We start from the raw sequence: 19,017 nt of genomic DNA on the forward strand, positions 1-19,017 counted from the left end.
CGTTATGGTGTGTCCGTGCAATGCCTCATTGATCTGTCCGGAGATCCCCGAAGACGTGGAGACTCACATGCCAGGTGCCATCCATGCCGAAGGTCTGGTCAAGACCTTCGGTGACGTCAAAGCCTTGGACGGCGTCGACCTCGACGTGCCCGAGGGCACGGTCCTGGGCCTGCTCGGGCCCAATGGCGCGGGCAAGACGACCACCGTCCGCTGCCTGACCACCCTGCTCCGACCCGACAGCGGACGGGCGGTTGTCGCGGGCATAGACGTGCTCAAGCAGCCCGACGCCGTTCGCCGCTCGATCGGCCTGTCCGGCCAGTTCGCGGCCGTCGACGAATATCTGACCGGCCGTGAGAACCTCCAGATGGTCGGCCAGCTCTACCAGATGAGGGCGAAGGCGGCGAAGGAGCGCGCGGTCGAGCTGCTGGAGCAGTTCCACCTCACGGACGCCGCCGACCGGCCCACCAAGACCTACTCCGGAGGCATGCGCCGCCGGCTCGACCTCGCGGCGGCCCTCGTCGTCTCTCCGCCCGTGATGTTCATGGACGAGCCGACGACCGGCCTCGACCCCCGCAACCGCCAGCAGCTGTGGGAGGTCATCAAGCAACTGGTCTCCGGCGGTACGACGCTGCTGCTGACCACCCAGTACCTGGAAGAGGCCGACCACCTGGCACACGACATCGCGGTGGTGGACCAGGGCCGGGTCATCGCCCAGGGCACCTCCGACCAGCTCAAGGCCCGCACCGGCGGCGAGCGTGTGGAGCTCGTGGTGCACGAGCGCGAGCACATCCAGGCCGCCACCGAGGTCCTCGCCGGCTTCGGCAAGGGCGAGACCACGGTCGAGGAGCACATGCGCAAGCTGACCGCGCCCGTGACAGGCGGCGCCAAGCTCCTCGCCGAGGTCATCCGCGAACTGGACACGCGCGGCATCGAGATCGACGACATCGGCCTGCGTCGTCCGACCCTCGACGACGTGTTCCTGTCCCTGACGGGACACGTGGCCGAGGCCAAGGACGAGGAGAGCGACGAAGAGATCGACAGGGAGACCGACAAGGAGGCCGCCAAGTGAGCGCCGTCACCGATGCCGTGCGGGTCGCGCCGGCCGCCAACCCGGTCAGCCAGTCGATCCGGGACTCGATGGTCGTTGCGAAACGCAATCTGATCAGAATGTCCCGCATTCCCGAGATGATTATCTATGGGCTGATCCAGCCCATCATGTTCGTGGTGCTCTTCACCTATGTCTTCGGCGGTTCCATGCAGATCGGCAGCAGCACCAGCGCCGTCGACTACAAGAACTTCCTGATGGCCGGCATCTTCGCGCAGACCGTCACGTTCGCCACCGCCAGCTCCGGCGCGGGCATCGCCGACGACATGCACAAGGGCCTCATCGACCGCTTCCGTTCCCTGCCCATGGCCCGCGGCGCGGTGCTCACCGGGCGCACCCTCGCCGACTCGGTGCAGACGGCCCTGACCCTGGTGGTGCTCGCGGTGGTCGCCCTCCTGGTGGGCTGGCGCGTCGGGTCGGACGGCAGTACCAACGCCGGCAAGGTACTCGGGGCCTTCGGCCTGCTGCTCCTCCTCGGCTACGCGTTCACCTGGATCGGTGCCCTGATCGGCATGTCCGTCAGAACCCCTGAGGCGGCCACGTCCAGCGGGCTCATCTGGCTGTTCCCGGTCACCTTCATCTCGAACGCGTTCGTCGACACCAGCCACATGACCCCATGGCTGCGCCACATCGCCGAGTGGAACCCCTTCAGTGCCACGGTCCAGGCCTGCCGTGTGCTGTTCGCCAACCCGGGCCAGTCACCGTCGGACGCCTGGCCCATGCAGCACCCCGTCTGGGCCTCGCTGATCTACTCGGTCCTCATCCTGGTCGTCTTCCGGACGCTGGCGGTGCGCAAGTACCGGTCCGCGACGGCATGACAGGGCATGACGATGCCCCCGGTACCGCAGCGGCACCGGGGGCAGGTCAAGGCTCGACGGGTGGTTCAGCCGTCGTACGGCTCGGCCTTGATGATCTTCACCGAGGCCTTCTTGCCGTTCGGCAGCTCGTACTCGGCGTCCTCGCCGACCTTGTGGCCGAGTACGCCGGTGCCCAGCGGGGACTGCGGCGAGTACGTCTCGATGTCGGAGCTCGCGTATTCGCGTGAGGCGAGCAGGAACGTCAGCGTGTCGTCCTCGTCGCCGTCGAACGCGATCGTGACGACCATGCCGGGCGCCACCGCACCGTCCGCCGCGGGCGCCTCGCCGACCTTCGCGCTCTCGAGGAGCTGGGTGAGCTGGCGCACACGGAGTTCCTGCTTGCCCTGTTCTTCCTTGGCCGCGTGGTACCCGCCGTTCTCACGCAGGTCGCCCTCCTCGCGCGCAGCGGCGATCTTCGCGGAGATCTCCGTTCGCGCGGGACCAGTAAGGTGCGCAAGCTCAGCCTTGAGCTTGTTGTACGCCTCCTGGGTCAGCCAGGTGACGTTCTCGCTGGTCTGGGTCACAGGTGCTCCTCGTAGGTACTGGGAATACAAAGCATCGCCCTACCCAGAAGAATGTTCCTTCACGGATGGGCGAAACCACGAGCCTAACAATTCAGGAGCAGAAGGGGGAGGACATAAGCCGCCAGATTCACGTCAGCGCAGGTCAGGCGCTACGTATTGCAGGTGACGTCCGTGCGGCCTCAGTCGGCCTGGCAGCCCTGCAGCTCGGCGGTCGTCCCGGGTGCGGTCGTGCGCAGGGTGAAGACCTTGTCGATGACGGTGGCGTCCCCGTCGAAGCGCACTTCGGCCCGGCCCACGACGGAACCGTCCTCGGCCTGTGAGCGCACGGTGCAGTAGCCGGTGGTACCGGCGTCCTTGCGGACCTCCAGATGCACCTTCACGGATTCCTTGCCGGGCTCGAAGGTGATCACTTCGGCGCTGATCTTGTTCTGGACGACGTAGTGGTAGCCGAACCAGCCGACCAGGCCCAGCAGTGCCACCGAGAGGACAGCGCCGATGATCTTGAGCTTGCGGTCGGCGCGCTCGTCCGAGGCACGGCCGTAACGGCCCTCGGGCGGTCGCGTGCTCGCCGTACTCATGATCGTCCTCCAGGCAGGGCCGGGGCGAGGGTCCCGGAAGAGGCCCTGTGGCCCGGTCCCGGAATTATTCGCCCCCCGGTTCGGTCACTATAGAAGCCGCTGATTGCGCCGACGCACACAGGGCGCCGACTTACTGAGGATTGAGTCTTGACTGACCAGTTGCGACTGATGGCCGTTCACGCCCACCCCGACGACGAGTCGAGCAAGGGCGCGGCGACCATGGCGAAGTACGTGTCCGAGGGGGTGGACGTGCTGGTCGTGACCTGCACGGGCGGGGAGCGCGGCTCCATCCTCAATCCCAGGCTCCAGGGCGACAAGTACGTCGAGGAGCACATCCACGAGGTACGCAAGAAGGAGATGGACGAGGCCCGGGAGATCCTCGGGGTCAAGCAGGAGTGGCTCGGCTTCGTCGACTCGGGGCTGCCCGAGGGCGACCCGCTGCCGCCGCTGCCGGAGGGCTGCTTCGCCCTGGAGGACGTCGACGTGGCGGCCGGTGAGCTGGTGCGGAAGATCCGCGCCTTCCGCCCCCAGGTGATCACCACCTACGACGAGAACGGCGGCTATCCGCACCCCGACCACATCATGACCCACAAGATCTCGATGGTCGCGTTCGAGGGGGCGGCGGACACCGAGAAGTACCCGGAGGCCGAGTACGGCCCGGCGTACCAGCCGCTGAAGATGTACTACAACCAGGGCTTCAACCGCCCCCGCACCGAGGCGCTGCACCAGGCGATGCTGGACCGGGGCCTGGAGTCGCCCTACGGGGACTGGCTCAAGCGCTGGGACGAGTTCGGCATGAAGGAGCGCACGCTCACCACGCACGTGCCGTGCGGCGACTTCTACGAGATCCGCGACAAGGCGCTGATCGCGCACGCCACGCAGATCGATCCGGACGGGGGCTGGTTCCGGGTGCCGATGGACATCCAGAAGGAGGTCTGGCCGACGGAGGAGTACGAGCTGGCGAAGTCTCTCGCCGATACCTCCCTCCCCGAGGACGACCTCTTCGCGGGCGTCCGCGACAATGCCTGACATGAGCGCAAGCGCAAGCCTGGCAATGACGCACCTCGTCTCCTTCGCCAAGGAGGTCGACGAGGACAAGGTCACCCCCGGCGTCCTCGGCTTCATCGTGTTCGCGGCGATGGCCCTGGCGGTGTGGGCCCTGATGAAGTCCATGAGCCGGCACATGAACCGGGTCGACTTCACCCAGGTCCCGGACCCCAAGGCCGAGCAGGCGGAGGCGGAGGCGGAGTCCGAGCCGCAGCCGGAGTCGAAGGGTGCCGCCGAGAGCGCCGCGGGGTCCGCGAAGAAGCCGTCCGCGAACGGCTGACCACCCGGCTGCCGCCCGTCGGCAGCGCACTGTCACCGGCTGTGGGCGGCCAGTGACAGCAGCAGGTGCGCCGTCTCCGGCCGCAGATGGTCGGAGTGGGCGACCGCCGGGCCGTGCCCCCGGACGAAGACGTCGCTCGCGTCCACGCTGACGAAGCGATGGTCGAGCGCGGCGAGGGGGTGGGGCTCGGCGCGCGGCAGCAGACGGTCGCTCAGTCCCTCCGCGAGTTCGTGCCGCAGGACGCGCCCGAACCGGCCGCGCTCCAGGGCTGCCCGCACGATGGCGGTGCGCGAGGCCCCGCACTCGCCGAGCAGCCGTAACAGCGTCGGCTCGACGTCCGCGCTGGTGGCGTCGTCGAGGGAGACCCAGTGCGTCACCGCGCTCTCGTGACGACAGGCCATGGCGGCCAAGGCGGATCTGCCCACACCGGGCGGGGCCGTGCAGCACCAGCACGGCGGGGGAGCGGACGGAGTGCGACGTCGGGTCGGCACGACGTAGCCGCAGCCACTCCACGACCTCCCTGCGCTCTTCCGCCCGCCCGAAGAAGTCCGGGCAGTCCGGAGGCGGCGTCGGACCCCGCAGTTGCTGTTCCAAGGGCTCCCCCCGTCGTCCCGCCCCGCCGCGACTCTTCTCCTGCGGTCGCAGTCCCGCACACGTCGTCAGCGTCCGACTAGAACCCCTCCGGGCCCGCCTCACCCCCGTTCCGCCGAAACCGCCACCCCCATCACCTCCCGCGCATGCCGGCTCGGCGTCATCCCCAGCCCCCACGCCTGCCACCCCGCCTCCAGGCTCACGCCCCGCTCCAGCAACAGCCCCCAGGCGTCGATGTACTCGTCGAGCTTCTCGTCCCGCAGGGGATGGCCCGCGCGGGACAGCTGGGACAGTTCCTCCTGGGCGACGGCCGTGCCGACCTCCGCGCCGCCGGGGGCCGCGTACGGCAGCAGCGTGCAGCGCAGGAAGCGCGCCCAGTCCTCGCCCCGGCGGTCGTCGTACGACGTGAAGAGGGCCGTCGCCTCCTCGCACAGGGCGAGCGCCTGCTGGGTGCGGGCGTTGCCCGCGTCCACGACCGCCAGTTCCAGGCAGGTCCACGCCTCGCCGTGGGCGACGCCGATGCGCTGGAAGTCGGCGCGGGCGTCGACCAGGAGCTGGCGGGCGAAGCCGGAGTTGCGCAGGGAGCCCGTCTGGGCGGCGCGCTGGTCGCGGGTGACGCGGGCCGAGTGGTGGCGGGCGCAGGCCAGGCCGTAGACGTCGCGCATACGGGAGAACATGGTGCGGGAGCGTTCGAGTTCGCGGACCGCCTGGTCGAGGTTGCCCGTCTCCTCCAGGGCCTGGCCCAGGTAGTAGAGGGTCCAGGCCTCCCCCCGCGCGTCCTCGTTGTCGCGGTGCCGGGCCGCCGCGCCGCGCAGTTCCTCCACGGCCGGGGACGCGTCACCGGCGACCAGCAGGGCCCGGGCCAGCTGGGTCAGGGCCCAGGCCTCGCCGCGGGCGTCGCGGGTACGGCCGTAGAGGTCGAGGGCCGCGCGCAGTTCGGACTCGGCGCGCGGGACGTCGCCCATGCGCAGGCCCAGTTGACCGAGCTGGAAGTGGGCCCAGGCCTGGCCGTGCACGGACTCGCCGGCGCGGTGCAGGACCAGGGACTCGGTGAGCAGCTCCAGGGCCTCGGCGACCCGGGCGCGGTCCCGCTCCACCGCCGCCAGGGCGTGCATCGTCCACGCCCGGTCCGTCGCCAGCTCGGCGGAGGACTGCAGGGCCAGGGCCTCGCGGAGCTTCGCCGACGCCTCCGTCAGATTGCCCTGGTGGTGCAGGGTGATGCCGAGGGAGCACAGGGCGCGGGCGGCACCCGCGTCGTGGTGGGCCTCCCGGTAGAGGTCGACGACCGAGGCGAGGGTGGTGCGGGCCTTGTCGAGTTCGCCCAGCTGCCGCGCCGCGATGCCGGTGCGCCACTGCACCGAGCGGACCAGCAGGCCCTCGTCCACCGCCTGCGCCAGTTCGCTGATCTCGCCCAGCCGGTAGAGGTCGCCGCGCAGCAGGCAGTAGTCGCACAGGGCGCCCAGCAGGTTCAGCACCGCCGCCTGGTCCACGCCCTCGGCGTGCCGCAGCGCCGCCGTGATGAAGCTCGACTCGTCGTCCAGCCAGCGCAGTGCCTCGTCGAGGGAGGTGAAGCCGTACGGGCTGAAGCGGTTGGTGCGGGTCGACATGTTGCCGTCGACCATGCGCAGCACCGAGTCGGCCAGCTCGGCGTAGTTCACGATCAGCCGCTCCTGCGCCGCCGTGCGCTCGGCGGGTTCCTCCTCGTCGAGGAGCCGGGCCTGGGCGAAGGCGCGGACCAGGTCGTGCAGCCGGTAGCGGTCGCCCCGGACATGGTCGATCAGGCCCGCGCGGGTCAGGGCCTGCAGCTGGCGCTTGGCCTCCGCCTCGTCGGTGGCCAGCAGCGCGGCGGCCGCGGCGGCACCGAGCGAGGCCCGGCCGGCCAGGGCCAGCCGGCGCAGCAGCCGCCGTACGGTGTCCGGCTGGTCGGTGTAGCGCAGCCACAGGGCGCGCTCCACCGGCTCGACCGGGCCGTACGCGCCGAGGTCCGTCGCCAGCGCGCGCGGGGAGCGCGGGCCGAGGCACGACCCCACGATGCGCAGCGCCAGCGGCAGTCCGCCGCACAGCTCCCGGACCTGGTCCGCGGACTCGGCGTCGTACGGCCCGGAACGGTCCTGCGCCGCAGCGCCCAGCAGTTCCTCCGCACCCGCCGCGTCCAGCGGCTCCACCGCCAGCTGATGCACTCGCGCGGGAAGCTCGTCCAATGTCAGCGGGCCCCGCGCGGTCACCAGCACCAGGCTGTCGGACCGCTCCGGGACCAGGGCGCGGATCTGCTCGGCGTCCGAGGCGTCGTCCAGGACGATCGTGACGGGCAGGCCCGTCAGATGCTGGTGGTACAGCTCGCTCAGCCGCTTGACCTGCTGGTCGGGAGAGGAGCGCTCACGGAACAGCAGTTGTTCACGGGGCGCGCCGAGCCGGTTGAGCAGATGCAGCAGGGCGTCGCGGGTGGACAGCGGGGACCCGCCCGGGCCCTCGGCCCGCAGATCGACGACGCAGGCGCCGCGGAAGTAGTCCCGCAGATCGTGCGTGGCCCGCACCGCGAGCGTCGTACGGCCGCTGCCGGGTGTGCCGTGCAGGACGACCACCGTCGGCTGAGTCTCCGTGCTCGCGCGGGCCGCCTGCACCCACTGCCTGATCTGTGCCAGTTCCGGCCGCCGCCCCGCGAACGGCTCGGCTGGATCCGGGAGTTGCGCGAAGGACTGCTCCAGCACATTGCGCCCGCGCGCCGCCGCGCTCTTGTCGGCTCCCCGCAGTCGCGGCCCGGTCTTCTTCGGCCCGGTGGAGGCGGCGAGCACCCGCTGCTGGTCCAGGAACGGCCTGATGCCCCGCACCTCCAGTGCCGTCAGCCACTGCAGCCGCAGTTGTTCGGGCCCGCCCGGCTGGCTCACGGCCCCGGCGCGGCGGTGCGCGGCCGGCACATGCGATCCGACCACTTTCGCGACCGTCGCCGCGGCGGCCACGATGCCGACGGCCACGCCCGCGCCCAGCGCCGTCCCGGTGCCCGTACCGAGTGCCAGGTCGGCGACGACGGCCGCGACCGCCGCGACCCCGGCCACCAGCAGCGGAGTCCCGGCGCCCTCACGCGCGTACCGCTGTCCGAACGTGAGCTGCCCGGCCGCCGCTTCGTCCAGGGCGCGGGTGTAGGCCTCGTACTCCTCCGCCGAGCTCCGCGCCATCGCGTCGAGCCCACCGCGCGCCCGCGCGAGCAGCACCTTCCCGTCGCTGCGCCCGCCGGTCCGCCGCACCTCCTCCTCCACGGCCCGCGCCAACAGCCCCTCGGCCTCCGCCCGATGACTGTCCCGCATGTCACGTCCCCTTCGGCGGCACGGCGTGCCCTTGCTCGTGCCCACGGTCGTTTCTTGGTCAAGTGTGCGGTGGACGGCGCATCGGGGCGAGAGGGCGTGCGTGGCCGGATGGTGTGAAAGGCCGGGCCCGCCGGGGTTCGCGGGCCCGTCGGACGGGCGGGGAGCCCGGGGGCGTAGATTGGGTACCGGCCTGCTCTGGCTCAACGGTGCGTCGTGTGCGGTCCGTGAGTCGATGTCGTCAGACACAGGGGGTCAGGTGTTCAGCAGACTGTTCCGGCGTGGGGCGGGGCGTTTCCCGGCGGCTGTCGAGGACCGGCGCAGAGACGCCGAGTTGAGAGCGCACAGCCGTCGGCTGATGCGAGAGCTCGCGCCACCGCTGCCGCTCGGGGTCACCACGCTGTGCGCTTTACTGGCCGAGCAGCGCGGCACCCCCATCAAGCTGCTGAAGTGGGATCTGCCCGCCGACGGGCCGTTCGGGATTTTGCTCGCCCGTAAGGACGAGGATGTCATCGTCTATCAGGCGAAGACCACCAGGGCGCACCAGCAGCACATCATCCTGCACGAGGTCGGCCACATCGTCGCCTACGACCTGGCCGGTGAACGGCCCGAGCTGCCGCAGTGGCGCTCCTGCTACTCCGACCGGGACGAGCGGGACGCCGAGATCGTCGCGTCCACGCTCATGCACCAGGCGATGTCGATGCAGCGGCAGGCGCAGCGCTACGGCCTCGACGAGCCGTGGCGGCCCTCCGTCCACGGCAGCCTCGTCTTCGGGAACGGGCTGACGTGAAGGGCCCTGAGGGTTTCTGAGGGCCCCTCAGGCCCCTGGTCCCTGAGGGGCCTGAGCCCCTGAGGGTCTCCCAGGGGCCTGGAGCCCCTAAGGGACCAGCACCAGCTTGCCGCGGAAGCCGCCGCTTTCCAGGCGGCGGTGGGCCTCCGCCGCCTCTTCGAAGGGGAGCACCGTGATCCCCTGGCCCGGGCCGGTTCCCCGGGCCGCGGCCTCGGCCACGCTCACCAGGTCGTCCCGGTCCAGCTCCACACCGATCAGGGTGTACGCCACGTCGGGGTGGCTGGCCGGGTCCGGGGCGCTGAACGGGGTGATGGTGAGGAAGGCACCCCCCGGACGTACGGCCTCGATCAGGCCGGGTGCGCCACCGGCGTCGATCACGATGTCGTAGGCCCCGGCCTCGACCTGCGAGGGGTCGGTGAGCACCGCGCCCTCGGCGGGGCGTCCGGCCCGCTGCTCCTGCCAGGCGGAACGGTCGGCGGGCCGGACGAGCAGGTCGGTGCGGGCCGACTCCTCGTCGAGCAGGCGGGCCGCGATGTGACCGCCGACGCCGCCCTGGGCGCCGATCAGCAGGATCCGCTTGCCGTGGCGCTCCGGGGTCCGGCGCAGCAACTGCACGGCGGTCACACCCGCCAGGGGCAGCGCGGCTGCGTCCGTGAGCGGCATTCCGTCCGGGACGTGTGCGACGTAGCGCGGATCGAAGGCGACGTACTCGGCCATGCTGCCCACGCCCGTGCCCAGTTGGGCGGTCATCGCCAGGACACGGTCGCCGGTGCGGAAGCCGGAGCCCTCGGGGGCGTGCTCGACGGTGCCCGCCAGGTCCCAGCCGAGTACGGCGGGCAGGGAGGTGGGTATCTGCCCCGAACGGGTCGCCAGGTCCACCGGGTTGACGGCGGTGGCTGCGGTCTTGATCACCACCAGGCTCTCCGCGGCCTCCGGCTCCGGCACGTCCCGGACTTCCAGCACCTCCGGTCCTCCGGTCCGTGACAGGCAGACAGCCCTCATATGTCATCCTCCTCGCTGCCGGACCTCGCGGACTTCGGGTCGTCCAGGACGTCCATGATCGACAAAAGCTGCTCACGCATCTCCGGCGTGAGCCGGCCGGCGCGCATCGCGATCGAGCGCACCTGCCGGTCGGAGAGCGCCTCGGCCCACTCGTCCTTCTCCTCCTGGACGGCGGCGGGCGGCGCGGCCTCGGAGATGAGGGCGCTCACCGACACCGGCAGCGTCATCTCCCGGGTCTGGAAGTAGCGCACGATCGCCGAGAGCACACTCACCGTCGGGTTGGTCTGCGAGCCGTTGCGCAACGCCGTCAGATAGCTCCGGGAGATGGTGACGTCGTGGCTCGGGTCCTGCGAGATCGCCTGGGCGACCTCGGAGGTTGTCGGTTCACGCAGGCGGCCCACGGCATTGGCCGTGGCGGCATCCGCGAACCAGGCATTCAGACGTTCTGCCAGCGTGGCCATGCGGTCGACCTTCCTAAGGCTCCGGCGACTCAGGGGGGCGGAGGCAATGCGTCGGGCGGCTCTGTCCGACGGGTGCGCGCAGCGTGCTCCCCCGTGCGCCGACAACCTCGTCTCCTTGATCACGAGCGTAGCACTGCGACACCCAGCGGGTCACGCTGCTACTATATTGGACGCAGTGCCGATAAACCTGCCTGTTGTTCAGTGATGTGGCACAAGATCTTCGGAGGGGACATGCATAGCGGTACTCAGTTCACCCAGGGGCTCCGCCTGGCCATGGACGACGGTCCGGCCTGGACGATCGAGGCGGTACGCCAGGTGCGGTACCACGTCGTCAGCTCCGACCACCTCTTCTCGCCGGACAACACCACGCTGCTGACCGGCTGCCCGGACACCCCGCTGCGGGCCGGTGAGCGGCGGCTCGTCGTGATCGACGAGAACGTGGACGCGCTGCACGGCGCGCGGATCCGCGAGTTCTTCGCCTTCCACGGCATCGGGACGACGGTGCTCGTCCTGCGCGCCGACGAGACCGTCAAGCAGTGGGACGCCGTGTCCCGGGTCGTCGACGCGATGAACGACTTCGGCATCGACCGCCGCCGCGAGCCCGTCATCGCCATCGGCGGCGGGGTGCTCACCGACATCGTCGGATTCGCGGCGAGCCTCTACCGGCGGGGCACCCCGTACATCCGCATCCCCACGACGCTGATCGGCCTCGTCGACGCGGGAGTCGGCGTCAAGACCGGGGTCAACTACGACACCGGCAAGAACCGGCTGGGCACGTACGCGGCGGCCACGGCCACCTTCCTCGACCGCTCCTTCCTGAGCAGCCTGGACCTGCGGCACATCAGCAACGGCCTCGCCGAGATACTGAAGATGGCGCTGATCCGCTCCGAGGAGCTGTTCGAGCTGCTGGAGAAGCGCGGTCCCGAGGTGCGGGCGGACCGCTTCCAGGGATCCACCGGCGACCTCGCCCAGGCCGCCGACGCCATCGTCGCCGAGTCCATCCACCTCATGCTCGAGGAACTCCAGCCCAACCTGTGGGAGTCCGCGCTGGAGCGCTGCGTGGACTACGGCCACACCTTCAGCCCGACCATCGAGATGCACGCCCTCCCCGAGCTGCTGCACGGCGAGGCCGTCGTGATCGACATGGCGCTCACCACGGCGCTGAGCACCCTGCGCGGTGACGTCAGCCAGGCGCAGGCCGACCGGATCTTCTCCGTCATCCAGGCACTCGGGCTGCCGCTGTGGAACGACGTGCTGGACGACCCGAGCCTGCTGGAGGAGGCGCTGCGCGACACGGTGCGCCACCGCGACGGCCACCAGCGGCTGCCGCTGCCGGTCGGCATCGGGCGACACCGCTTCGTCAACGACGTCGAGCCCGCCGAACTGCGCGCGGCGACGGAGCTGTTGCGCGGCCGGGCCCGGGGCACGGCACAGGGCGCTCCGGCCGAGGCCCTGGTGGGCGCGTGAGCACCCCCGCGCACATTCCCGAGCGCAGGCCCGAGCGGGCCGTGGTGTTCGGCGGATCGACCGGGATCGGGCGGGGCGTCGCCGACGCCTGGGCCGCCTCCGGCATCGAGACCCATGTCTTCAGCCGCAGCCGGCCCGCCGGTGCCGGCGGCGACCGGCTGGTCTGGCACCGGCTGGACTTCCGCGACCCGGAGCAGGCCAAGGAGGCCCTGCGTACGGGTATCCCGGAGCGGGTGGACCTGGCCTGCTACTCCGCTGTCTACTTCACCGCCCGGCGCGAGCCGTTCACGCGGGTGAGCGAGGCCGACTGGCTGGACCAGTTCGCGATCAACGTGCACGGCCTGTCCTGGGCGCTGCGCGCGGCGCTCCCGGCGTTGCGCACGGCCGGTCCCGGCCTGTTCCTGCACATCTCGTCCGAGGTCGTCTACAACGCCGGTCCGAACCGCTCGGGCTACGCCGCCACCAAGGCCGCCGCCGACTCGCTGATCCGGTCGGTCGCCCAGGAGATCGATCCCGCCGAGACGACGTTCGTGCAGGCCCTGCCCGCCGGGATGGTGGACAGCCCCGGCATCAGGGCCCGCCGGTCCACGGACTTCGACTACAGCGGCTACATGTCCCCGGCCACCTTCGCACCGCTGGCCGCCGAACTCGCCCGCACCCGGGGCGTGCCGTACGCCGGTGACGCGCTCGTCGTGCACCCCGACACCACCTGGTCGTCCGTCGCGGAGGACCTTCCCGTGTCGCAGTCGCGTCCGATCGCCCGCGTCTAGCCGGGTTTCCGTCGTCACCGGTTCCTCCGCTGACCCTTCTCTGGAGCAACTCTTGCCTCAACTGCACGCGGCAGCACTGCTGTTCGACATGGACGGCACTCTCGTGGACTCGACCGTACTGGTCGAGGCCACCTGGGCCGGCTTCTGCGAACGGCACCGGCTCGATCTCACGGAGGTGCTGGCCTTCGCCCACGGGCGCCCCACCCGGGAGACCGTGCGCCACTTCCTCCCCGACCCTGACCAGGCGGCCGCGGAGACCCGGCGCCTCGTCGCGCACGAGGAGTCGGAGACCACCGGCATCACGGAGGTCCCCGGCGCCCGGGCGCTGCTGACCGCGCTGCCGCCGCACGCCTGGGCCGTGGTCACCTCCGCCGGCCGCCGCCTCGCGGAGGTGCGGATGGCGGCGGCGGGGCTTCCGCTGCCCCGGCTCCTGGTGAGCGCGGACGACGTGACGCACGGCAAGCCGGACCCCGAGGGCTATCTGCGGGCCGCCGCCGCGCTCGGCTGCGCGCCCGAGGACGCCGTCGTGGTCGAGGACTCCGGCGCCGGAGTGCGGGCCGGGCTCGCCGGCTGCGGACACACCGTGGTCATCGGCGGACTCGACGCGTACGACGACGTGGCTCCCCGCTGGGCCGACTTCCGCGGATTCCGGGTCCTCCCGAGGGAGCCGGGGCGGGCCGGGGTGACCCTGGACGTGCCCGAGCCGGTCGCCGCGGGAGCGGGGGTCCCTGCGGGAGCGGTGGTCCAGTCGTGACCCGGGCCGCCACGCCGCTCCGGGATGTCGCCGGGGGTTGGGACGTCTCCGGGGGTTGGGATGCCTCTGAGGTTCGGCATGTCCCCGGGAGTCGGGACGCCTCCGAGGGCCGAGGTGCCTCCGGGGGGCGGGGTGTCGCCGGGGGTCGGGACGCTTCTGAGGTTCGGCATGTCGCCGGGGGCCGGGATGTCCCCGAGGGCCGGCACGTCCCCCAGGGCCGACAATCCCCCGAGGGCCGCCGGACCGGCCCCGGCGCACCGGCCGCCACGTTCGCGGCGGACATCGGCGGCACCTGGGTGCGGATGCGCGTCGGCGGGCCGGACGCGCCGGTGGAACGAGTGCCCTCGCCCAGCCGCCTGCGTCACCCGGACCGCTCCACCGCCCGGCTGCGGGCGGACATGGTCGAGCTGCTCGGCGACCGGGTCCCGGCCGGTGCCCGCGCCGCCCTGTCCTTCGGCGCGGCCATCGACCATCTGACCGGCACCGTCTACGGATCGGCCCCGCTGTGGGGGACGAGGCCGCCCCGTACGACCTCGCCGCAGACCTGCGCGGGCACCGGCCCGACGTCACCTGGCACCTCGTCAACGACGTCACCGCAGCGCTGCTGGACTTCGCCGCCGTGCACGCCCGTCCCGGTACCCGCCGGGTCGCCTATCTGACCGTCAGCAGCGGCATCGCGCTGCGCATCGCGGACCTGGAGCGGACCAGGATCCCGGTCGACGCCTGGGGACTGCAGGGAGAGGTCGGCCATCTGCCGGTCCCGCTCACCGAGCCCGGCGCGGACGTCCTCGCGGGGCTGCCCTGCGAGTGCGGCGCGACGGACCATCTCGCCTCGGTCGCATCCGGGCCGGGCCTCGTCCGCGCGGCCCGGCGGCTCGGACTCCCCGAGGCCCCGCGGATCGCCGACTGGCTCCCCGGCGCCCTCGCCTCGGACGACCCCGGCGCGCGCCGGCTGCTGGAGCTGTGCGCCGCCCCGGTGGCCCAGCTGCTGCGCACCCTGTGGTGCCTCGACCCGCATCTCGACCTGATCGGGATCGGCGGGGGAGTGGCCGAGGGACTCGGCGCCCCCTACGCGGCCGAGATCCGCCGCCGGCTCTCCACCGCTACCTCCTACGCCGACCGGGGGCGTGACGACGCCTGGCTCGACGACCGGCTCGTGTTCTGCGGACCGGGGCAGGTGGACGCCCTGCGCGGCGTGCGACGCGTCGGCGACTGGATTCCGGGGATCAGCCGATGAGCGCGGGGGGCCTGCTGCCCGGAGGCCGGCCGGTGAGCGCCGCGGGTCGGCCCGTGACCGGCGCCACCCACCGCGCCCTGGTCCGCCGGGCGCCCGACGGCTCGGGCCGCACCCTGGTCGAGGTGGCCGAGGTGCGCACACCACGGCTCGACCCGGGCGACATGCTGCTGGCGCCGACGGCCGTGGGCATCTGCGGCACCGACTGGCAGATCCTGCGCGGCCTGCGTGACGACCCCAGCCCCGTCCTCGGACACGAGGGCGTCGCGTACGTGGTCGAGCCCGGGGAGTCCGGGCTGCCGGCCGGCACGCCGGTCACCGTGAACCCCACGCACCCGCACGACGCGTCCTTCCTGCTCGGCCACAATCTCCCCGGCCTGTGGGCGGAACGCACCCGCATCCCCGCCACGGCCGTACGCGCCGGACTGGTCGTCCCGGTGCCCGCCGACGCCGCGCAGCCGCGCGTGGCCGCGCTCGCGGAACCGCTCGCCTCCGCCCTGTACGGCGCCCGGATCGCGTGCCACGCCCTGACCCCGGCGGCCCTGGTCGTCTGGGGGGACGGCATCGTGGGGCGCCTCGCACGCGACCTGTGGCTGTCGGAGCGGCCCGGACCGCACACCCTCCTCGTGGGGCACGGCGACGACGCCACCGATCCGCACGCCGCCGGCCTCCCCCGGCTGCTCGCGGGCCTGCCCTCGCCTGTCGTCGCCGTGATCGCCACACCGCGCACCGGCACGCGGGAGGCGCTGACCGCCCTGGACCGGTACGTGCCGGGCACGCTCCTGGTCGACCTGCACGCCGGCGTGCCCTCGGGCCCGGTGCCGCTGACCACGGGCGACATCGACGCCGCCACGATCCGCGCGGTCAACTGCGGCGGCACACCCTGGCCTCCGAGGGTCGAGGAGTTCACCCGACCGCACGGCAGGCTCCTGCTCTGCGGCCACCGGGGTGTCTCCGGTGACCATCTGCGGGAGGCCGTCGACCTGCTGCGCACCACCCCGGCCCTCGGCGAGGAGGTGCTCACCCACCAGGTCGGCCTGGAGGAGGCCGCCGACCTCGTCAACACCGTGCTGACCTCGTCCACGCGCAGGGCCGGCGGGCGCCGGGTGCTCAAGGCGGCCGTGCGCATCGGGGGCATGTCATGACCGCGCCGATAGCCGTGGCCGCGCCGCAGTGGCGTATCGGCACCGACCGCCGGGCGGCGGCACGGGCCGCTGCCGCGGCGGGGGCCGACCGACTGCACCTGGACTACGGCGGCGCCCACCGCGGGCCGCCGCTGAGCGACCCCGTCGCGCTGCGGGCGGCCGAGACGACCGCCGGGGAGATCCCGGTGCCCGTCCTCGCCGTCAACCACCTCAACGACATCGGCCTGGCGCGGGAGGACGGCACCCCCGACCCGGCGGCCGTGGACCTCCTGCTGCGAGCCCTGGACTGCGCCCGGCAGCTCGGCGTCGCCGTACTGCACGTGCCCGGGTTCCGGCGGAGCCTGCCGGTCACCGCCCCCCTGCGCGCCGGGACGGCCGAGGCGCTGCGCGGCCTGTGCGAGCGGCTCGCGGGGGCGGACCCGCTGGTCGCCTACGAGTCGCCGCTCGGCCCGCACGACTCCCTGGAGCTTGCCCGGGCGGTGGACCATCCCGCCCTGCGCCTGGTCCTGGACACCGGCAACCTGCTCGACGCGGGGCAGCGGCCGCTCGCCTTCGCCGAACTGGTCGGGGCAGCCGGGCTGCTGCTGCCGGACCTGCACATCAAGGACGGCTCCCGTACGGCTTTCTCCACCGCCGGCCTCCCGGCCCTGCTGCGCGGCTCCGGCGCTCGCTCGGTGCTGGTGGAGAACGACTACCGGGACGCCCCGGACCGTCTGCGCGAGGACATCGCACGATGCCGCCGCGCGGCCGAAAACCGTCACCCGAAGGACGCACCATGAAAGCCATCCAGCTCATCGCCCCCCGCACCCTGTCGGTCACCGACACCGCACCGCCCGAACCCGGCCCCGGCGAAGTCCTCGTCCGGGTGGGCCTGCTCGGGCTGTGCGGCACCGACCTGGGCTTCTTCGACGGCAGCAGCAACTACGTGCGGGACGGGCTGAAGAGCTACCCCTTCGTCCTCGGCCACGAGTGGATCGGCACCGTCGTCGAGACCGGCCCCGAGACCGGCCCGGAACTGCTCGGGCGACGCGTGTCGGGCCACAACTTCCGCGGCTGCGGCAAGTGCGCGCACTGCCGCGCCGGACGCGTCCGCTCCTGCCCGGACCGCAGCGAGATCGGTGTGCTCGGCCCCCGCCCGGGCGCCGGCGCCCAGCTGATCACCGTGCCGGTCGACACCCTCACCCGGATTCCGGACGCCCTGTCCGACGCGGCGGGTGCCCTGCTGGAGCCGACCGCCGCAGCGGTGCACGCCGTGGACCGGCTCGCCGTGACCGCCTCCGACCGCGTCGCCGTGCTGGGCGCGGGCACGCTCGGGCTCGCCGCGGCGCAGACGGCCCGCGCGATCGGGGCGGACACCGTCGTCCTCGACCCGCACCCCGCCGCCCGGGAGCTGGCCGCCGAGCTGGGCCTGCGCGCCCAGGCCGGCCCGGGCGCGGCGGACGAGGAGGCCTACGACGCCGTGATCGAGGCGTCGGGCAACGAGGCGGCGGTCCGCTCCGCCGTCCGCCTGGTCGCGGCGGGCGGACGCATCGCCCAGCTGGGCACCCCCCACCACGCCGTGGACGGATTCGACGCGGCGGGCCTGGTGATCCGGGACGTGACGCTGCACGGCGTACTGTCCGGCATCGGCTACTGGGACCGGCTCGTCGGCCTCGTCGAGTCGGGCGCGGTGAACCTGGACGCCCTCGTCGACCGGGTCTTCCCGCTGGACGAACTGGACGCCGCCTTCGCCCGCCTCACCGACGGGAACCGGAGCCGCCCCAAGGTCCTGGTGCGGCTCGGCCCGCCGCCCGGCGCATCCGACCCGGCGTTCGCCGTATCCGAGACCGCATGAGCGGCACGGCAGTGGCCCGGGAACGGGAACGGATCGACGCGGCGACCGCCGCGCGGCTGGCCGTCCTGGCGTGCGCCACCTTCGTCTATGTCACCTTCGAGGTCTTCCCGGTCGGGCTCATCACGGACATCGCCCGCAGTCTGGATGTCCCGACCGGCCGGGTGGGGCTGCTGATCAGCGGGTACGCCGTGGTCGCCGCCGTCGTCACCGTGCCGACGGTCGCGCTGGCCTCCCGTGTCTCCCGGGGCACCGCGCTGGTGGTCTCCCTGCTCGTCCTCGTCGCCGCCGAGCTGCTCGCGGCGGCCGCGACCAGCTTCTCGATGATGGTGGTCAGCCGGGTCGCCGCGGCCCTGACGCACGGGGTGCTGTGGTCGCTCATCGCCCCGGCCGCGGCCACGCTGGTGCCGCGGTCGCGGGTGGGCACCGCCACCGCGGCGGTGTTCGGCGGGTCCACGCTCGCCGCGATCGCCGGCAGCCCGGGGACCACGCTCATCGGCGAGCTGATCGGCTGGCGCGCCACGGCCCTGGTCCTCGCGGCGGCGACCGTGGCCGTGACCGTCGGACTGGTGTGGGCCCTCCGGCCGCGCGGCGACGCGCCGCGGCCGGACACCGGCGGACCGCACGGGACGGCCGTCACGGAGGCGGCGCTGCCGGCCGTGCACTGGCCGCGCGTACTGACCCTGTGCGCCGTGGCGGTGGTGCTGATCACCGCGCACTTCCTGAGCTACACCTACTTCGCCGTCCTCGTCGCCGACATCACCGGCACCTCCACCGCCGTGGTCGTGCTGCTCGCGGTCTTCGGGCTCGCCGGAGCCGTGGGCACGTATCTGGCGGGCCGGAACAACGACTCCGCTCCGCAGCGGACGGCGGTCGTGACCATCGGGGTGTTCGCCGCGGGCGTCGCCCTGCTGGCGCTGTCGCCGGCCCTGGGCTCCGCCGCGGTGCGCGGCGCGGCGGCCGCGGCCGCGGTGGCCCTGTGGGGCGGTGCGTTCGCCGCCGCAGGTCCCGTCTTCCAGACCGGCGTGATGCGCCTGGCGGGCAAGGACGCCGACCGGGCCTCCTCGGTCTACGTCACCGGCTTTCAGATCGGGATCGCGGGGGGCTCGGCGCTGGGCGCCGCGCTGCTCGGCCACTCCTCGTTCTGGCTGCCGGTCGCCTCGACCGCGCTCGTGGCGGCCGTGCTGCTGGCGGTCCTGGTGCTGCGCCCGGTGCCCGCGAGCGAAGCACCGGTGCACCCTTGAAAATCAACTTGCTTATATAGTGGCAGCTACGCTTCTAT

19 protein-coding genes are annotated in these 19,017 nt (G+C 72.6%); 13 read left to right on the forward strand and 6 right to left on the reverse strand.

Annotated elements, in window-relative coordinates:
• Positions 1 to 67 precede the first annotated feature (67 nt).
• The gene (locus tag ACQEV8_RS28265) at positions 68 to 1,069 is read left to right on the forward strand and encodes an ATP-binding cassette domain-containing protein (protein WP_432965681.1); all 1,002 of its coding nucleotides are present in this window, start codon (positions 68 to 70) and stop codon (positions 1,067 to 1,069) included.
• Positions 1,066 to 1,923: an ABC transporter permease gene (locus ACQEV8_RS28270; protein WP_432965684.1), complete on the forward strand. Its 858-nt coding sequence runs from the start codon at positions 1,066 to 1,068 to the stop codon at positions 1,921 to 1,923. Before ACQEV8_RS28265 ends, ACQEV8_RS28270 begins: the two co-directional genes overlap by 4 nt.
• Before the next feature lie 65 nt (positions 1,924 to 1,988).
• Here the strand turns inward: ACQEV8_RS28270 and greA are convergent, their stop codons facing one another.
• Together greA and ACQEV8_RS28280 are read right to left on the reverse strand one after the other, a co-directional pair.
• Positions 1,989 to 2,486 (reverse strand): transcription elongation factor GreA, encoded by a 498-nt coding sequence (greA, locus tag ACQEV8_RS28275; protein ID WP_382490090.1) that lies wholly within the window; start codon positions 2,484 to 2,486, stop codon positions 1,989 to 1,991.
• A 179-nt stretch (positions 2,487 to 2,665) separates the two neighbouring features.
• Positions 2,666 to 3,064: a DUF4307 domain-containing protein gene (locus ACQEV8_RS28280; protein WP_432965688.1), complete on the reverse strand. Its 399-nt coding sequence runs from the start codon at positions 3,062 to 3,064 to the stop codon at positions 2,666 to 2,668.
• Between the two features lie 147 nt (positions 3,065 to 3,211).
• Here ACQEV8_RS28280 and mca point away from each other — a divergent pair, with 147 nt between their 5' ends.
• Entirely contained in the window at positions 3,212 to 4,093 is an 882-nt protein-coding gene (gene mca / locus ACQEV8_RS28285; RefSeq protein WP_432965691.1) for a mycothiol conjugate amidase Mca, read from the forward strand.
• A complete protein-coding gene (locus tag ACQEV8_RS28290) occupies positions 4,086 to 4,391 on the forward strand; it encodes a hypothetical protein (protein ID WP_432965694.1) in 306 nt (101 codons plus the stop codon). Before mca ends, ACQEV8_RS28290 begins: the two co-directional genes overlap by 8 nt.
• 32 nt (positions 4,392 to 4,423) lie before the next feature.
• Here ACQEV8_RS28290 and ACQEV8_RS28295 read toward each other — a convergent pair whose 3' ends face one another.
• Together ACQEV8_RS28295 and ACQEV8_RS28300 are read right to left on the reverse strand one after the other, a co-directional pair.
• The gene (locus ACQEV8_RS28295; RefSeq protein WP_432965697.1) at positions 4,424 to 4,792 is read right to left on the reverse strand and encodes a hypothetical protein; all 369 of its coding nucleotides are present in this window, start codon (positions 4,790 to 4,792) and stop codon (positions 4,424 to 4,426) included.
• Between the two features lie 291 nt (positions 4,793 to 5,083).
• Entirely contained in the window at positions 5,084 to 8,284 is a 3,201-nt protein-coding gene (locus ACQEV8_RS28300) for a tetratricopeptide repeat protein (RefSeq protein ID WP_432965700.1), read from the reverse strand.
• A 256-nt stretch (positions 8,285 to 8,540) separates the two neighbouring features.
• On the opposite strand from ACQEV8_RS28300, the gene ACQEV8_RS28305 reads away from it, so the two are divergent.
• Complete coding sequence (locus ACQEV8_RS28305) at positions 8,541 to 9,071, forward strand: hypothetical protein (protein WP_432965703.1); 531 nt, start codon at positions 8,541 to 8,543, stop codon at positions 9,069 to 9,071.
• An 87-nt stretch (positions 9,072 to 9,158) separates the two neighbouring features.
• On the opposite strand, the gene ACQEV8_RS28310 is transcribed toward ACQEV8_RS28305, so the two are convergent.
• Positions 9,159 to 10,073 (reverse strand): NADP-dependent oxidoreductase, encoded by a 915-nt coding sequence (locus ACQEV8_RS28310; RefSeq protein ID WP_432965706.1) that lies wholly within the window; start codon positions 10,071 to 10,073, stop codon positions 9,159 to 9,161.
• The gene (locus ACQEV8_RS28315; RefSeq protein ID WP_432965709.1) at positions 10,070 to 10,534 is read right to left on the reverse strand and encodes a hypothetical protein; all 465 of its coding nucleotides are present in this window, start codon (positions 10,532 to 10,534) and stop codon (positions 10,070 to 10,072) included. Before ACQEV8_RS28315 ends, ACQEV8_RS28310 begins: the two co-directional genes overlap by 4 nt.
• A gap of 231 nt (positions 10,535 to 10,765) precedes the next feature.
• Between ACQEV8_RS28315 and ACQEV8_RS28320 the strand changes: the two genes are divergently transcribed.
• From ACQEV8_RS28320 to ACQEV8_RS28355, 8 genes are all read left to right on the forward strand, one after another.
• Positions 10,766 to 12,001 carry a sedoheptulose 7-phosphate cyclase gene (locus ACQEV8_RS28320; RefSeq protein ID WP_432965712.1) on the forward strand — a complete coding sequence of 412 codons (1,236 nt, stop codon included), beginning with the start codon at positions 10,766 to 10,768 and terminating at the stop codon, positions 11,999 to 12,001.
• Positions 11,998 to 12,771, forward strand: coding sequence for an SDR family NAD(P)-dependent oxidoreductase (locus tag ACQEV8_RS28325; RefSeq protein WP_432965715.1), 774 nt, complete (start codon positions 11,998 to 12,000; stop codon positions 12,769 to 12,771). Before ACQEV8_RS28320 ends, ACQEV8_RS28325 begins: the two co-directional genes overlap by 4 nt.
• A 52-nt stretch (positions 12,772 to 12,823) precedes the next feature.
• The gene (locus ACQEV8_RS28330; protein ID WP_432965718.1) at positions 12,824 to 13,525 is read left to right on the forward strand and encodes an HAD-IA family hydrolase; all 702 of its coding nucleotides are present in this window, start codon (positions 12,824 to 12,826) and stop codon (positions 13,523 to 13,525) included.
• Positions 13,526 to 14,030: 505 nt separating this feature from the next.
• Entirely contained in the window at positions 14,031 to 14,762 is a 732-nt protein-coding gene (locus tag ACQEV8_RS28335) for an ROK family protein (RefSeq protein WP_432965721.1), read from the forward strand.
• Positions 14,759 to 15,904, forward strand: coding sequence for an alcohol dehydrogenase catalytic domain-containing protein (locus ACQEV8_RS28340; RefSeq protein ID WP_432965724.1), 1,146 nt, complete (start codon positions 14,759 to 14,761; stop codon positions 15,902 to 15,904). The genes ACQEV8_RS28335 and ACQEV8_RS28340 overlap by 4 nt, the downstream gene beginning before the upstream one ends.
• Positions 15,901 to 16,683: a sugar phosphate isomerase/epimerase family protein gene (locus tag ACQEV8_RS28345; RefSeq protein ID WP_432965727.1), complete on the forward strand. Its 783-nt coding sequence runs from the start codon at positions 15,901 to 15,903 to the stop codon at positions 16,681 to 16,683. Before ACQEV8_RS28340 ends, ACQEV8_RS28345 begins: the two co-directional genes overlap by 4 nt.
• Positions 16,680 to 17,738 carry a zinc-dependent alcohol dehydrogenase gene (locus ACQEV8_RS28350; protein ID WP_432965730.1) on the forward strand — a complete coding sequence of 353 codons (1,059 nt, stop codon included), beginning with the start codon at positions 16,680 to 16,682 and terminating at the stop codon, positions 17,736 to 17,738. The genes ACQEV8_RS28345 and ACQEV8_RS28350 overlap by 4 nt, the downstream gene beginning before the upstream one ends.
• A complete protein-coding gene (locus ACQEV8_RS28355) occupies positions 17,735 to 18,979 on the forward strand; it encodes an MFS transporter (RefSeq protein ID WP_432965733.1) in 1,245 nt (414 codons plus the stop codon). The genes ACQEV8_RS28350 and ACQEV8_RS28355 overlap by 4 nt, the downstream gene beginning before the upstream one ends.
• Positions 18,980 to 19,017: the final 38 nt, after the last annotated feature.

It is taken from the genome of Streptomyces sp. CA-179760 (genome assembly GCF_050937045.1).
Lineage (GTDB): Bacteria > Actinomycetota > Actinomycetes > Streptomycetales > Streptomycetaceae > Streptomyces.